Annotated in this window: 14 protein-coding genes; 2 read left to right on the top strand and 12 right to left on the bottom strand. The window is 42.2% G+C overall.

Annotation, left to right across the window (positions count from 1 at the left end):
- Position 1: 1 nt before the first annotated feature.
- From HMPREF9124_RS01380 to HMPREF9124_RS01355, 7 genes are all read right to left on the bottom strand, one after another.
- Positions 2-595, bottom strand: a complete 594-nt coding sequence (locus tag HMPREF9124_RS01380; protein WP_009429644.1) for an MptD family putative ECF transporter S component — start codon at positions 593-595, stop codon at positions 2-4.
- A gap of 91 nt (positions 596-686) precedes the next feature.
- The gene (locus HMPREF9124_RS12105; protein WP_242821597.1) at positions 687-1,661 is read right to left on the bottom strand and encodes an ABC transporter ATP-binding protein; all 975 of its coding nucleotides are present in this window, start codon (positions 1,659-1,661) and stop codon (positions 687-689) included.
- A gap of 32 nt (positions 1,662-1,693) precedes the next feature.
- Entirely contained in the window at positions 1,694-2,428 is a 735-nt protein-coding gene (locus HMPREF9124_RS12100) for an ABC transporter transmembrane domain-containing protein (protein ID WP_009428397.1), read from the bottom strand.
- On the bottom strand, positions 2,421-4,199 hold the full coding sequence (locus HMPREF9124_RS01370; protein WP_009428945.1) for an ABC transporter ATP-binding protein: 1,779 nt from the start codon (positions 4,197-4,199) through the stop codon (positions 2,421-2,423). Before HMPREF9124_RS01370 ends, HMPREF9124_RS12100 begins: the two co-directional genes overlap by 8 nt.
- Positions 4,200-4,359: 160 nt before the next feature.
- A complete protein-coding gene (locus HMPREF9124_RS01365; protein ID WP_009427905.1) occupies positions 4,360-4,965 on the bottom strand; it encodes a TetR/AcrR family transcriptional regulator in 606 nt (201 codons plus the stop codon).
- Positions 4,966-5,047: 82 nt separating this feature from the next.
- Positions 5,048-6,259 carry a sensor histidine kinase gene (locus HMPREF9124_RS01360; protein WP_009428383.1) on the bottom strand — a complete coding sequence of 404 codons (1,212 nt, stop codon included), beginning with the start codon at positions 6,257-6,259 and terminating at the stop codon, positions 5,048-5,050.
- Positions 6,256-6,963 carry a response regulator transcription factor gene (locus tag HMPREF9124_RS01355; protein WP_009428732.1) on the bottom strand — a complete coding sequence of 236 codons (708 nt, stop codon included), beginning with the start codon at positions 6,961-6,963 and terminating at the stop codon, positions 6,256-6,258. Before HMPREF9124_RS01355 ends, HMPREF9124_RS01360 begins: the two co-directional genes overlap by 4 nt.
- A 183-nt stretch (positions 6,964-7,146) precedes the next feature.
- Between HMPREF9124_RS01355 and HMPREF9124_RS01350 the strand changes: the two genes are divergently transcribed.
- On the top strand, positions 7,147-7,875 hold the full coding sequence (locus HMPREF9124_RS01350) for an ABC transporter ATP-binding protein (protein WP_009427869.1): 729 nt from the start codon (positions 7,147-7,149) through the stop codon (positions 7,873-7,875).
- The gene (locus HMPREF9124_RS01345; RefSeq protein WP_009428861.1) at positions 7,872-9,389 is read left to right on the top strand and encodes an ABC transporter permease; all 1,518 of its coding nucleotides are present in this window, start codon (positions 7,872-7,874) and stop codon (positions 9,387-9,389) included. Before HMPREF9124_RS01350 ends, HMPREF9124_RS01345 begins: the two co-directional genes overlap by 4 nt.
- Positions 9,390-9,622: 233 nt before the next feature.
- Here the strand turns inward: HMPREF9124_RS01345 and HMPREF9124_RS01340 are convergent, their stop codons facing one another.
- The 5 genes from HMPREF9124_RS01340 to HMPREF9124_RS01320 form a co-directional block, all read right to left on the bottom strand.
- Positions 9,623-9,979: a VOC family protein gene (locus tag HMPREF9124_RS01340; protein ID WP_009428411.1), complete on the bottom strand. Its 357-nt coding sequence runs from the start codon at positions 9,977-9,979 to the stop codon at positions 9,623-9,625.
- Positions 9,976-10,662: an MBL fold metallo-hydrolase gene (locus tag HMPREF9124_RS01335; protein WP_009428747.1), complete on the bottom strand. Its 687-nt coding sequence runs from the start codon at positions 10,660-10,662 to the stop codon at positions 9,976-9,978. The genes HMPREF9124_RS01340 and HMPREF9124_RS01335 overlap by 4 nt, the downstream gene beginning before the upstream one ends.
- A 189-nt stretch (positions 10,663-10,851) precedes the next feature.
- On the bottom strand, positions 10,852-11,778 hold the full coding sequence (locus HMPREF9124_RS01330) for a DUF1848 domain-containing protein (RefSeq protein ID WP_009428164.1): 927 nt from the start codon (positions 11,776-11,778) through the stop codon (positions 10,852-10,854).
- Between the two features lie 79 nt (positions 11,779-11,857).
- On the bottom strand, positions 11,858-13,447 hold the full coding sequence (locus HMPREF9124_RS12045) for an ADP-ribosylglycohydrolase family protein (RefSeq protein ID WP_139090263.1): 1,590 nt from the start codon (positions 13,445-13,447) through the stop codon (positions 11,858-11,860).
- Between the two features lie 210 nt (positions 13,448-13,657).
- Positions 13,658-14,695, bottom strand: a complete 1,038-nt coding sequence (locus tag HMPREF9124_RS01320; protein WP_009428729.1) for a virulence RhuM family protein — start codon at positions 14,693-14,695, stop codon at positions 13,658-13,660.
- Between the last annotated feature and the right edge of the window lie 22 nt (positions 14,696-14,717).

The following is a 14,717-nucleotide window of genomic DNA, read 5'->3' as shown; positions in this document are numbered from 1 at the left end:
ATCATGAAAGAACCCCAGCAGACTGTAACTTCTTATAGAGAATCTTCTTTGTTAAATAAGAGCCTGCCAAGGAAAACAAAAAAGTACCTGCCATCATAAGCGGTAACATCCAAAGCGGCGTGAACGCTCTTACCGTATCGCAAAAGCTTTGATCAAGTCCCCCATGCTGTACGCTCCTAAAAAAGGCTTCTCTCATAACCCAGATAGGAAGGAAGCCTCCAAAGAGATTGAGAGAAAAGAATAAATGACTAATGGCATTTTTCTTAAAATCTTCATAATTGCCCGTCTTCGCAACCCATGCAGCAAGAAGTCCTGCCGGTACGGACACTAAGGGGGCAATCGGAATGTGTCCGGTTGCTATCAAAAGAATACTGGGAAGCACCGCAGCTATCATAATCGCTGTAGCCGATTTTGTTTTTGCAAGAAGCATGTGATACGTTGGCGCCGCAAACAAGGCTACAATCATCGGCATCAACAAAAATAGAATGGGAATTGGCATGGAAAGTGCCCCAATAAATACATAAGTAACAAGATAAACGGTGATGAGAACCCCTGCTGTGATTGCATTTTTTGATGATTTTTTCGTTCTCGACATAATAATCCTCCTATACTGTAATGGACACGTAAGATTACAAAGTGGTACCCAAGTTCACGTGCATAAACATATTTGAGCGCTCTTAAGCAGTTTATGAGAGTTTAGGGCTTGTATTCGTAATTTGCCAATTCTTTACTTTCTCCTGATAGTCCCACAACTCTCTATACATTCCTCCTTGATTAAGTAATTCTTCATGCTTTCCCTGTTCTACAATCCTTCCCTCCTGAAGAACCACAATCTTGTCGGCAGCCACAACATTGTTTAGCCTGTGCGCCACTACGATAACCGTTTTATTTTGAATCAAGTTGGAAATCGCATTCTGTACCGCTTCTTCATTCTCCGGATCCAGTGATGCAGTGGCTTCATCCAGTAATATAATGGGTGCATTCTTTAATATTGCTCTTGCAATCGATATGCGTTGCCTTTCTCCCCCGGATAAGGTGGAACCGCCTTCTCCCACCATCGTTTCAAAGCCATTTTCTTTTCGCATAATAAAGTCGTACGCCCCTGCCATCTTGGACGCTTCTATGACATCCTCTCTTTTTGCCGATGGATTCCCAAACTGAATGTTGTTATAAATAGTATCTCTAAAAAGCAGGGTATCTTGAAAAACAATGGAAAACTTCCGAAGGACCTCATCAGGAGACGCTTTTGCAATATCGCTATTGCCAATCTGAATCCTTCCTTCCTGCACATCATAAAATCTTGCCAAAAGTTTAAGCAAAGTAGTTTTACCGGAACCCGAGCTTCCGACCAGCGCGAGAAATTCCTTCTCTTTAATCTGTAAAGACAGATTCTGAATTACCTTTCTTTCTTCATAAGAGAAGGAAACATCGCTAAGTTCTACCGTATTTTCCGCATTCAATACCTCTTTTCCCGGCATCGGCTTCTCTGCCAACAGCTTCCTGATTCTCTCCCCCGAAATGGAAGCGATTTGCAAAGCAGCATAATTTACGAGAGCAAGATCCAAAGGATCAAATATTCTTGTTCCGACAAACAAAAATAAAAGAAATTTTTCCGGACTAAGACTTCCTTTTAACAAGAGATTCAGCCCTACCAAGCTCATCAAGGGAAGACCCACCCGTAATACCATGCCGGCTATAGTGATGAGAGAACCAATCCCTTTTTCGTTTTTATATTACTCTTCTCCGCCCTTTCAATAGCTTTATGAATCTTTTCTATCGTATCCGGAGTAAAGTTATACGCCTTTACCGTTTTTATCGTAGTTAAATATTCCTCCAAAGCATCCTGCTCATTCCGCTTTGCCACTTCGGTTTTTAAAAGCATCTTTTTTTGAAAATATTGCATCAAGTTTAAAAACAGTACGGAAAGAGGAAAGCCGATGAATGCTGCAACTCCCATTTTGATATCTACAGTGAAAAAGAAGATTACGCATAGGAGAGCAACAAAAACAGAGCTGAAAAATTGTGGTGCCTGATGCGTTGTGGCGATTTCCACTATGCTAAAATCATGCATTAACGTATCCAAAATTTCTGTAGAACTTTTCCCGGAGATAAATCCCAGCGGCAAGCTTCTTAGATGATTTGCAAGCCTGATTCGTCCCTCTGCCGTCTTTTGATAACCGAACTCATAAGTGTACTTTGTCGCCAGATTTTCAAAAAATAAAGTAAGAAGAAAAAATAATACCATCAAAGCGAAATATTTCCACAAAGAGGCAATGTCTGTCTTTCCGTTTTGACTCGATAGAATAAGACTCTTCACAATCCGGACTAGGCAAATAAAAGGGATCAAATTGGAAATTGAGGATAAAGTATTAAGCAAAACAGGCTTTATAAGCGTTTCCGGTTTTCCTAAAGTAATATTTTTAAGCATGATACAATCCTCCTTCCTGCTTCATCTTCCAGCTTCTCACCTCATCAAAAATCGAAACCATTTTCCGATAAACTCCCTCTTTCTTCATTAAGCTTTCATGCGTGCCTCTTTCCACAATTTGCCCCTCGGAAAGAACGAGAATTTGTTGTGCATTTTTTATCGTACCAAGTCTATGGGCAATCATGATGACCGTTTTGTCTTTTACTAACTCCGCTAAAGCTTCTTGGAAAAGACACTCGTTTTTAGAATCTGCATAACTTGTCGCCTCATCCAAAATCAAAACCGGTGCATCCTTTAACATCGCTCTTGCCACGGCTATTCTTTGTTTTTCTCCGCCGGATAAAGAATTGCCCTTGCCTAATATTGTTTCATAGCCTTTCTCCAGTTTCATGATAAAATCATGGCATCTTGCTTTTTTAGCCGCTTCTATCACCTCTTCCTTGCTGCAACCTTTTTTTGCCATTGCAATATTTTGAAAAATCGTACCGGAAAGCAAGTCATTGTCCTGAAAAACAAAGGAGATATTTTCCATCAAGGATTTCGAGGGCATCTCTTGTATGTTCACTCCTCCAAGTTTAATCACCCCGTCAGTTGGTTCATAAAATCTAGGAATCAAAGCCCCAATTGTTGATTTCCCTGCCCCGGAAGCACCAACTAAAGCGGTAAGCTCTCCTTGTTTTGCGATAAAACTGATATCCTTTAAGACTTGCTCCTTTTCATAGGAAAAGCAGACTTTTTCAAAGATAATGTCATAATTTTTCAGCTTTTCTGTATACTTCCCTTCTGCTAATTCTTTTTCTACGAGGACATCCCAAACTCTTTGTACAACATCTTCCAATAAATTCATTCCTTCCGCAAAATCCCTAAGCTTTAAGCACGGAACACTCATCGCCGGTGCTACAATCCAGAAGAAAAGCACTGTCCTCATCGTCGCCATGTCATTTGGTTTTTTAGTAAGGAGAAGAATGCCGACCGGAACAAGAAAAGTCGCCACGGAAAGAATGACAACCCGAAAGGCTACAAAACCCGGTCTGATTCTTGCCGTCATAGTCTCGGTAAACTGTCTATACTGATTGACCGCATTCTCATAATTTTGAAATGAGGAAGTACTGTTTCCGAAGATTTTTACTTCCGGCATCCCTTTTACATATTCATTTGTCGCAGAATTAATCCGGTCCAGTATCTTGAAATTTTCCTCGAGTCCTCCCGATTTCACAATTTTCACCATGATGGACACTTGAATCATGAGTCCGACCGCAATTGCAGTAAGGGTTAGCAAAGCGAAAACCACATTCATGCGGAACATGAAAAAGAGTAAGGACAGAATGAGAAGCAAGGTGGAAACAAGACTTGGCAATTGATGTGCATAATACCCTTCTATCTGATTCATATCCGAGCTTAAGACTTGTTTCAGCTTTGCTTTATGCTCTCCGGTAAAATAGCCGAGCGGTAAGGTAGCAATATGCGATACTATTTTTTTCTTTAAATTGGCAATAAACCTGTAGGAAAACGTATGGCACAAAATACTTCCGATATAGGTAAAAAGATAGGCTGCGAATACCGCTAATACGCCATAAATAGCATAGGAAATCAGGTTTCCCCGTGCTTCCTTTTTCGTTATCAGGCTCACGATAATCTTATAGCTCAGTAAAACGGGTAAAATGTTAAGAATCGCGCCCATTGTGATCAGGATATTTCCGGCAATCAGGCTTCCCTTCTTCGTGCCACATAAACGCACAAGTTCATCTATTGACTTCTTCGTATCCTTCATGAATCCACCTCCCTCTTCATTGACACATTGTCTGCTTTTTCGACAGAACGAGTTCGTTCGTTTCCCCTAAAACGAATACAAGGAAAACACGTTGCCATGTTTTCCTTGTTCTGCCTTTAATATGATTATTTAAAGTTCGCGTAAAAAAATTTTTATTGTCTTAAGCAAATATCCTGCCAATCACCTGAAATACGCTCTCAGGACTGTGCGGCTCATCCTTCCCATTTTTTGCATCACTGTAAATTGTTCCTATTGCTCCATAAAGAATAAAAGCGGCAATCTCTCTTGCATTTTCTTTTGTTACCCCGATATGATTTTCTATCTTCTTCGTTTCGATTCCTTCCAAAATAAAATCGGCGTAAGCCACTACAAAACGTCCAATGTAATGCGTTAATTCCCAAAGTCTGTAGGAATTATCCGTTATAGAATGGTCTGCTGAAAAATCAAAGCTATGCGTAAAACTACGGATATCCTTGGTAATAAGCTCTCTCAAGATTTTTATTCTCTCTTCATAAGCGATATCCTTGTTTTTCAGTAAATCCACCTTTACTTTCAGTCTCTCTGAAAAATAAGCTTCCATACAGGCTAAAAATATATCTTCCTTGGATTTAAAATAATAATAAAACATCCCGGGAGCGCCATTTACTTCCGCGAGAATATCTCTCACAGAAACTTTCTCATACCCCTTTGACGCAAAAAGCCTCGTTGCGACTTCTATGAATTCCTGCTTCCTCTCCTCCGGAGCTTTCGAAACTCTATTTGCCAAATCATCACCACCAATCCATTATTGACCGACACTCGTTCAATAACCATGTTAGCATAATCTAACCATATAGGCAATACATTTTTTATCTCATCTGTACGCAGCACAAAAATCCGCCCTGACTTCCTTCCTCAAACCGCACTTTCCATCGGTGACGGCTGATTACCTGTTTTACAATTTTTAATCCCAAGCCATGCTGTCCTGTGCTGGGCTCCCATTCATAGTCTTTTCGGTTCAGTCTTTCCAGCGCGGCTTTCTCCAAACCGCAACCATTATCCTCCACATGGAGAAACACGTGGGCTTTCTCATCCTGATATAACTTAACTGTTATCTCGCACCCCTCCGGATTATGTTGCACTGCATTGTATAATAAGTTCATCAGCGCCCTTTCCATCAGATTTTCATTGAAGCACAGTTCCAGCCCCTGCAAATCTTCCTGAATATCCAAGGTAAACTGCACCCTTTCATCTTCTGTTTGATTCCGCATTTCCGTAATCGTCTTTCGAAGAAAACGACTCACTTGGATTTTTTCTTTTTCCAAGTTCCCATAGCCAAAAGACAGCTTACTGAAAAGATTCAGGTTCTCTACAAGGCGACGAAGACGAAGTCCCTGCTTCTCAATCCTTAGCGCACGATCTTTGATTTCTTCCGATTCCGTGGTAGCTACAATCATTTCCGCATTTCCCAGAACAATGGCAAGGGGTGTCCGAATATCATGGGAAACCCCGGCAATCCATTCCGTACGCTCTTCCTCTTTTTGCTTTGCCCGTTTCTTCTGTATCCATATGGGAACGGAAACAAGAATGACCGCATTGGCGAGAAAAAGAAGCGGTAGAAGCTCTATAAGATTTCGAACAGCATTCTCATCATATTCCAGAGTATATTTCCAAATCTGCTCTTTCTTTTGCCCAATAATCAATAAGCCTTCCGGAACCACATAGGTTCGCACCGGATACCCCTCCAGATAATAACGGGTAAACTTTGCCACATCCTGTAAGGTATAGTTTTTTTGAAGCTCCTTCGGCAGGAACTCACTCCAAAGGATATTGCCTCCATTGTCAAGGAGCATGGCAAATTGCCGAGCCCCGGAGAGCTTTTCAGCTTCCTCTTCCTCTAAGCGGTACTCACCCTTTTCCTTATGCAAATGTTCCATAATCTCCTCACTGTCGGGATAATATGGCATACCGTTTCGGGACACAAAAATTCCAAAAATCAAAAGGTCTGCAAACAGTAAAAAAATCGTGAGCAGAAACACCAGAGCAATCAGCTGCATTTTCCGTTCTCTATTCCCTCTCATCTTCCTATCTCCAGTTTATAGCCAAGGCCTCTTACGGTCAGTAAAAATACGGGTTTAGATGGCTCTTTTTCTATCTTTTCCCGTAAATGCCGCATATGCACAAGCAGTGAGCTTTCCAATCCGAAATTCCCATCCGGCCAAAGGGCATCGCAGAGGGTATCCGTAGTGACAATTTTCCCCTTATTCCGGTATAGGATAGAAAAAAGCGCCAGTTCCTTCGCCGTTAGAGAAAGCTTTTCTCCTTGTCGAATCACCGTTCCTGCATCAATGGAAACCAGCGATTCCCCCAGCTGCACTCCCTGCTCTTTCTCCTCCAAATGGCAGGTTCTTCTTAGTACGGCGGCAATTCTCAGGATAAGCTCTTCCGGAAGAAACGGCTTGGTAATGTAATCATCCGCTCCCAGTCCCAAGCCATGCAAACGAGCCCTATCCTCGTCCCTTGCAGAGAGAAAAATCACCGGAACCTCAGAAAGAAGACCTTCCCTTTTTTGATGTTTATAAAAATCAAAGCCATTGCCATCGGTCAGCATGACATCCAAAAGAATCAGCTGATAGCAATTCTCGGAAAGTTTCGCTTCCGCTTCTTTGCAAGAAGAAACGGCCTCCACCGAAAAATAGCCTTCTTTTCTTAATAGTTCCTGCAAAAGTTCTCTAAGCTCTTTCTCATCGTCCACCACCAATATTTTACAATGTTCTTTGTCCATTATTCTGTCTCCTGCTGCTGTCTGTTCTTACCCGTCCTACTATAGCCTTTCTCCCTCTCTTTCCCCATAGTTTTTTTCATTTCTTAAGGTAAATATAAGGTACGCACAAGGTTCCCATAAGCTTCCTTCGCTATTCTCCTCTCGTAAACAAACACATGGAGAAAAAAAATATGGAGGAAAAAAATGATGAACTATATTCTGGAAACACAGCATCTTAGCAAAAAAAGCGGAAACAGCTACCGTGTAAAAGACCTTTCTTTATCTGTTCCGGAGAAATGCGTTTACGGCTTTTTAGGTCCCAATGGCGCCGGAAAAAGCACTACCCTCAAAATGATTCTGGGTTTGATTCACCCCGATGAAGGAGAAATTCAGTTTCTGGGAAAAACAGTAAATTCCCAAAATCGACTTTCTCTTCTCCAAAAGACCGGAAGTCTCATTGAAAATCCGGGGGGATACGGGCATTTAAGCGGACTGGAAAATATGCAGATTGTGCAGAAATTAAAGGGCGTTAAGGAAGAAGAAATTGCCTCGGCATTAAAAACCGTCCGGCTCTATGAACAAAGAGATAAGAAGCTCAGCAGTTATTCTCTAGGTATGAAACAACGTCTCGGTATCGCTATGGCTATTTTGGGAAATCCGAAGCTTCTGATTCTGGATGAGCCCACAAACGGCTTGGATCCTGCCGGCATACAAGAAATCCGTGAGCTGATTGTATCTCTTCCTAAAGAAAGAAATATGACGGTCATCATTTCCAGTCATCTCCTCAGTGAAATAGAGCAAATGGCAAGTCAAGTCGGTATCATTCACCATGGACAGCTACTCTATGAAGGGCCTCTTCAGGAACTGGAATGTAACGGAAAAAGTCTGGAAGAGGCATTTCTGGAAATGACCGGCGGAAAGGAGTCTTTATGAACAACCTAAGCTATATCCCTAAAATCGTTTCTATCGAGTTTCAAAAAGCGCGTCATAAGCATTTTCCTTTGCTGTTCCTTGCGGCTCTGCTTTTGGATTGTGCCTATCTGTTTTATGGCATAAAGGCTTCTTCCGAGCCATGGTTAAATATATTTTATGCTATTCCCATCATTAACACACTGGTTCTGTCCGTACTTATGGCAGTAATTGCCTCCCAGTCAGTGGACATGGAACATAAAGGCGCTATGTGGAACCTTCTTCCCACCCTGGAAAGCAGAGCGTCTATCTATCTGGGAAAGCTTTTCTTCGGTTTTATTAGCCTTGTCCTGTTTTGTACTTTCCAAATCGGCATGGTTCTTATCGGGGGAAAGGTCTTAGGTTTTACCGGAAATATTCCGTCACATATTGTTCCCGTTCTGTTTTTTTCAGAACTTATCGGCGGAATAATTCTCTATCAGCTTCAATGCACGCTTTCCCTACTGTTTTCCAGCCAGTTTGCGGCTCTTTCCATTGCCTTCGGCGGTACCCTGGCCGGCTTATTTCTGGCCTTTATCAGCACAGACATGTGGACTCCCTGGTCCGTTTTCCTTTCCTTAAGCCCTATCGGTATGGACTATGACCAAGCATCAAGGCTCATGAGCCTAAGCCTAAGATCCATCCCTATTTCCGATATTTTGCTAAGCCTGCTTTACCTCATCGGCACTTTTCTGCTTGGTCTCTTTCTTTTCACTAGCATGGAGCATGGAGAAGCTTTGTTTTCTCTCCACAGGCAAAAAGTAAGCCGTAGCCTGCACAGTAGCTTGTCCCCGAAATTCATCAAATTAAAAAGGAACCCCATCTGGATTCCTTTCCTTCTGATTCCCTTGATTTCGGCGCTGATTGGAACGGTGAATTTTGTGCAAAATCAGGGTGTCTTACAATATACTTGGGAGGATCTCTGGACTCAACAATCCCTGTTTCTGGGAATGTTTTTCCTGGCTCCCCTCATCGGCATTCTTTGCAGTCTTCTATGGCGAATGGAGCATCAGGGCAGTAACTGGAACCTGATTTTAACCGTCACCACTCCCGGAAAACTGATTTGGGACAAATGGTTTACCGCAACGCTCCTCAGCACGCTCTGCATGGTCTGGATCAGTTTTATTTATCTTCTAAGCGGTAAGATTCTCGGCCTTCCTGGAGCAGTTCCTGCCATCTTTTGGATGCGAATCCTTTCCGCTGTCCTTTCCATTGCCGCCATTACTGCCCTGCAAAGCACCCTGTCCATGTTCTTCCACTCCTTTGCCCTCCCCATCGCGCTGGCTTTTCTGGGTAGCATAGCAGGCTTTACACTAACCGTGAAAGGAGCCTACTATGCCCTGCCCTATTCCACGCTGATTTACGGTATGGGCAGCACTTCTATCACCGGAGAGCTGAACTTTCCGATTCTCCTCTTAAGCTGTGCCTTTTATATTTTCGCAGCACTGGGCATCGGCATTCTGTATCTAAAGAAAAGTGATGTGAGAACGCATGTCTAAAAGGCAAAGGCTTTTTGTTTTTACAAATATACTACTACTGGACAATTTTTTGATTTTAGTATTATTGTCCAGTAGTATGTAAATTCATTAAAGGAATGAGTAATAGATAGGATATCACCCGCAACTTTGAAAACATAGTTTATAACGAGTTCCTCTACATGGGCTATATTCTCAAGATACATCACGACAGTTCTCTGAAAACAACCTCTGTGTCCCGCTCCGAATCGGTAAACTTATGGCAAAACCTCCAGCCAGTAGCCATCCGGGTCTTCAATGAAATAGATGCCCATGGCTTCATTTTCAAAGCAAATGCAGCCCATCTCCTCATGCTTTTTATGCGCTTCTTCAAAGTCATCCGCCTGAAATGCCAGGTGGAATTCGCACTCTCCCAGGTCGTAAGCCTGAGGATGGTCTTTCAGCCAAGTCAGCTCCAACTCAAAATCACCAGCATCGCTTTTCAAGTACACAATGATAAAGTCCTCGCTGGTCTTTCGTCTTACCTCATGCAAGTCGAGGGCTTCCTCGTAGAATCGAAGGGAACGATTCAAATCGGATACATTTAAATTCTCGTGAATCATCTTAAACTTCATAGTTCTTCTCCTTTCGCTGTTTCCGTGTTTTTGATTCGTGAACGGTACTCAGGATATTCTGTAATAAAGCGTTGAATCACATCGGGCTCGCCCCAGTAATGCATCGGAAAGACGGCATCGCAATCCACATTTTCAAGAAAATACAGAATCCCGTCAGCGTAGTGCGCCTCCAGTCTCGGATCAAGGGGAACGAAGGCAAGGTCAAAATGTCTGCCCTTGATTCGTCCTATCTCCCTGTGATAAATCTCGCGGAGCCTCCGATTATCTTCTTCCGGCTCTCCCTCCCAATACCAGTCGTTTAAGTCCCCGGCATGATAGATAGAGCCTTCCTTTGTTTTTAATATAAAGGCGACTCCACTGTCGTTGGAAAGCAGGGTCTCAAGCTGAATTTCATGATCCAGCGGATAGCTTTTGTCGGCTTCAACAAAGCAATGCTTGACCTTGGACAGACGCTTTTCATCCCGTATATCGTTTGCCAATACCGCCTGATAGCTCATCCCCTGCTCGGTAAGCAAGGAAAAAACTTTTGGATTATAGTGATCTGCATGGGCATGACTACAAAAAACAAATACTTCTTTTTCCTTGTTCAGAGGCGGTAATTCTCCCCTGTAATAGTCAAAAATAATATAGCAGTCTTCTAATTCCAGTAAAAAACCACTGTGGTTTAGATATGTTACTTTCATGATGTTACTCCGTAAAATATTTTGCTTTCTCGGTATGGAGACCGTTGCTCTTCCTTCCTTACCTGCTTCCTTGCTTACCTTACTTACCTTACTTACCTTACTTACTTGCTTCCTTGCTTGCTCCCTTACGTTTTCCTACTCTATATGCTCTTCAGTATAAGTTGCGCTACATTTACTGTCAACGAGGGCCTAAAACAAGCTCATTTGTCCATCCACCCAGGACTGCTGGGGCACATCATGAATACTGTCATTTTTCTCGTAATTTCCGATTAAGAATGGGGATTTCGGATCATGCAGTCGGCTTTGCTTCATAACGATAGCCGGATCAGCATTGGCATAGCAATATTTGCAAAGGTGCTTACAGCTGTTATAGGCGCCGATATCAGAAGAGAGGTAACACGCACAGGCTGCTCTTGCCCCCTTCTTTTTGGGAACATGCAAGCGTTTTCCAATGGCTTTTTCATAATCGCTAATAAGCATGCATCCACCACAATCTGCCCCATACTCCGCCAGTTCATTTCCCTCCGCACAGGGCTTCAATGTCATGCCATGGGAACGAGCAATCGCAATCATGGCCTTCCCCAGCAAAAGCCTGTCTTCCTTCCCTAGCATCCGAAGCTCCGGAAAATTCCGCTTCACCTTTGGGTAAAGGTCTACAAAGCTGATAACGGCTGTTTTCGTATATCCCTCCAATGCCGTAGCAATTTGCTCAAATGCTTTCAAATGATAGTCTTTGCTATATCTTTCAGACAGAAAAATCGGGTCGTAACGCCACCCGATAGAATTCACTCCCAGCTGCATGGAAAGATGTTTGAAATGCTCTATGAGCAAATGTTTATCCGGCACATTCGGCTCTATATCCTTTCCATAAGGTGTAATAGTGACAAACCAATATTGTCCATAAGCCTTTAAAAGCTCCATGTACGGGAACATGGGAGCCGGATTTTTCGTGCAAAAGCCAATGACATCCACCACGGAAGGATCAAGACGGTAGCGACTGACTTGATTCGGATTATAGGGATTTCGTACACAAACAAAGCCCTCTTTCAGCCTGTTTGCAAACCATTCCGCATAGAAGGCGGGAATGTCCGTCCTCTGTCCTGTATTGATAATCAAGTTAAATGCCTCCTTTGGATGCTTCCATTTTGTGTGCAATGTTTTCCTTAACTTATGTGCTGTCAAGAATTATAAAGGTCTACCATAAGCATTCCAATATCAACTCTTTATTTCTCAATCTTTCAAGCCATTGTTCTCCTTTATACCCCAATCCATGAACTATTGCAGCCAGGCCACCTGCCACCGCACCCACGGTATCCGTATCTTCCCCAAGATTTACGGCAGCTAAAACATCATTGGCATAGTCCTTTATTACAGTTCCCGTGCGTTCATCATTTTCCTCAACGTGACTAATCGCCCATAAAGCAGCTTCCAAGGTGTCCACCACATATCCGGAGGACTTGATTTCCGAAATATCCAACTGATGAATCCGTTGGAGCCTATCAAAAGGCTTATCGTATTGCAAGCTGGGAAGGATATCCAAAATATTCTCTCCGGCAAGCAGTCTTTTTGCCACATGCACGTAGATTACGCAGGCCTCCTCCGAAATCCAGTGCCCATGGGTGATGGCGGAAACCGCTCGGATTTCTTCATCCGTACATTCCACAAAGGCCAAGGGCAGGATACGCATGAGGGAGCCATTGCCATTGGAGCGCTCCCCTACGCAGGGTTTACCACTGGTCAGCGCCTCATAGGTGGCATGACCGATATCAAAAACTTCTCCATTGGCGGTAAATGCATTTTCCCGGAGCCAGGAAAGAAATCGCTTTCTGATGTCCTCGATATTGATTTTCCCGTTATTTTCTTTGAGACTTTTCAAGGTCGCCAAGGTCATGGAAGTGTCGTCCGACCAGGTGCCTGCCGGCTGATGATGACAGCCATAGCCTGTGAGGTCCGTGCAAAGGAAACTTCCCCGCTCCTGAAATTCATAGGGAACACCAAGGGCATCGCCGATGGCAAAGCCAAAAATGGCGTCATAGAGTTTTTTGTTATAAGGGTATATGAGGTTTTGAAGCTGATTCAATATATCTTTACTCATAATATTCAGTTTGTATTTTGACAAATCCTCGCTTGCTTTATACAAATAAAGCGCTCGTATTGCCATGCATGTTTCATAATGTCTATATGCCCCTTCCCAATGATAATCATATTTTTTTAAGGCATAGAATTTATTTTCATCTATTATCTTTTTTGCAATACAATTTACTAAACTTAAATAGCCCTTATACTCCTTACTCTCTTTCTTTGGATGAAAATTAATGTATTTTGACTGATCTTCCTTTTCAGTAAATATCATATCAAAATGGTCTGATTCATCTCCTATATCACTATACTTATCCCAAAGTGAGCTAAGGTACTCTGTTTCTTCATCAGTCAAATGGTGAGTATCTTCAATAACCTCACCGTCTAGCCAATAGTAATGAAATATATCCACATCACCCTGATTAATCCACCACTCTGCATCCGGATATTTTTTAATAAATGCTCTGATGATATCTATGTTTGAATACCATCTCGTGCAAAACCCTATATCCACTCTGCCATCTTCTAAATTTAAAATTGTGCATTCGTAACCATAGTATAAATCATATTCAATTCTGGTATAGGGTAACATCCCCAAAGCCTTCCTAAAATCTATCGGCTTAAAATATGCATCCAAATCAGAAGTTATCAGAGCTTCCGCAGTGGCTTTACTGCATCTTATTCTGTTATCCTCATAATTTGCCATATAATCACCTATCCCAATTCAAGGAACTGAAAATCACATTTCAGTTGTCGACAAATTGTCGACAACTGGCTTTTTTCTTCTTCTGTCATCCTTTTTTTACTCTATACCAATTTGCTTCTTCGAGGTCAAATTCTTAGTAACTATTACGATATTATTTCCTCTTACAAATACTCTTTAAATTTTTCAAATAAAAGAGTATTTGTAAACGCTCTATTTCTTCGCATTTTCTTCCAGCTCCAGCATGTATTTATCGAAGTCAGACAGGAATAGCCTATCCTGAATGACACGATATTTTTCAAATTCCGTTTCTGCTTTTGCTGCGGCTATCTCAGCAGTGATTTTTCCTGCGTCCTGAAGAACTTCTCTATCATCGGCCATCAAAAATAGATCCAAACGCTTTGACCAATCCTCCATTGTCATAGGAATACGGCGCTCCGCACGGTCTTCTGCCAAATCTAAATAAGCTGATACAATTCGTTCCAGTGAACGCAGTTCCTTCTCGCTTAGATAATTCTTTGCAACACACACATCACTTTTTACAATCTTTCCTTCCGGTGCTGCTGCCCAAGTCGTTAATCCCATGTGAGGTTTATCTGCATCAGCACGCTCGTAAATCAACTCTGCCGCTGTATGTCCATGCACCGCATAATGCATTTTATTTTGCACTTTTGCAAAAAACTGCTTGGTTGTTTTTGCTGTTCGATCGTAATCGAGAGCTGTAGCAAAAATATCCGTTATTTTCTGATAAAACCTACGCTCGGATAAACGAATCTCTCGAATCTGCTCCAACAAGCGGTCGAAGTATTCTGTTGTAAGTACAGAACCGCCATTTTTCAGGCGTTCACTATCTATTGCCCAGCCTTTAATAGTATAGTCCTTTGCAATTTGGTTTACCCATTTCCGGAATCGTACCGCACGGTCAGAATTAACTTTAAAGCCTACAGCAATAATCATCTCTAAAGAATAATGATTTGTACTATAGCTTTTCCCATCAAGCGCAGTTATTCGAAATTTTCGAATAACTGAATCCTCCTGTAATTCACTATCTTCGAATATCTTTTTGATATGATAGTTAATTGTATTCGTACCTACGTCATATAGAGTTGCCATCATCTTCTGCGTCAACCATATATTTTCGTCCTCGTAGCGCATCTCAATATTGTCTTCCCGCTCGCCGATAGAAGCAACATAAGTTAAGTATTCTACTGCGCCGGAACGGATGCTCATTTCCTCTTTTTTCTTTGCCAAATATAGAACCTCCTTTTTTATC

This window comes from Oribacterium sp. oral taxon 108 str. F0425 (assembly GCF_000214455.1).
GTDB classification, from domain to species: Bacteria; Bacillota; Clostridia; order Lachnospirales; family Lachnospiraceae; genus Oribacterium; species Oribacterium asaccharolyticum.
This window is presented reverse-complemented; position numbering and strand designations above follow the sequence as displayed.

What these genes read in the sequence shown, in the direction of transcription:
- HMPREF9124_RS01380 (WP_009429644.1), bottom strand. Translation starts at nt 595, where the DNA reads ATGTCGAGAACGAAAAAATCATCAAAAAATGCAATCACAGCAGGGGTT.
- HMPREF9124_RS12105 (WP_242821597.1), bottom strand. Translation starts at nt 1,661, where the DNA reads ATGAGCTTGGTAGGGCTGAATCTCTTGTTAAAAGGAAGTCTTAGTCCG.
- HMPREF9124_RS12100 (WP_009428397.1), bottom strand. Translation starts at nt 2,428, where the DNA reads ATGCTTAAAAATATTACTTTAGGAAAACCGGAAACGCTTATAAAGCCT.
- HMPREF9124_RS01370 (WP_009428945.1), bottom strand. Translation starts at nt 4,199, where the DNA reads ATGAAGGATACGAAGAAGTCAATAGATGAACTTGTGCGTTTATGTGGC.
- HMPREF9124_RS01360 (WP_009428383.1), bottom strand. Translation starts at nt 6,259, where the DNA reads ATGAGAGGGAATAGAGAACGGAAAATGCAGCTGATTGCTCTGGTGTTT.
- HMPREF9124_RS01355 (WP_009428732.1), bottom strand. Translation starts at nt 6,963, where the DNA reads ATGGACAAAGAACATTGTAAAATATTGGTGGTGGACGATGAGAAAGAG.
- HMPREF9124_RS01350 (WP_009427869.1), top strand. Translation starts at nt 7,147, where the DNA reads ATGATGAACTATATTCTGGAAACACAGCATCTTAGCAAAAAAAGCGGA.
- HMPREF9124_RS01345 (WP_009428861.1), top strand. Translation starts at nt 7,872, where the DNA reads ATGAACAACCTAAGCTATATCCCTAAAATCGTTTCTATCGAGTTTCAA.
- HMPREF9124_RS01340 (WP_009428411.1), bottom strand. Translation starts at nt 9,979, where the DNA reads ATGAAGTTTAAGATGATTCACGAGAATTTAAATGTATCCGATTTGAAT.
- HMPREF9124_RS01335 (WP_009428747.1), bottom strand. Translation starts at nt 10,662, where the DNA reads ATGAAAGTAACATATCTAAACCACAGTGGTTTTTTACTGGAATTAGAA.
- HMPREF9124_RS12045 (WP_139090263.1), bottom strand. Translation starts at nt 13,447, where the DNA reads ATGGCAAATTATGAGGATAACAGAATAAGATGCAGTAAAGCCACTGCG.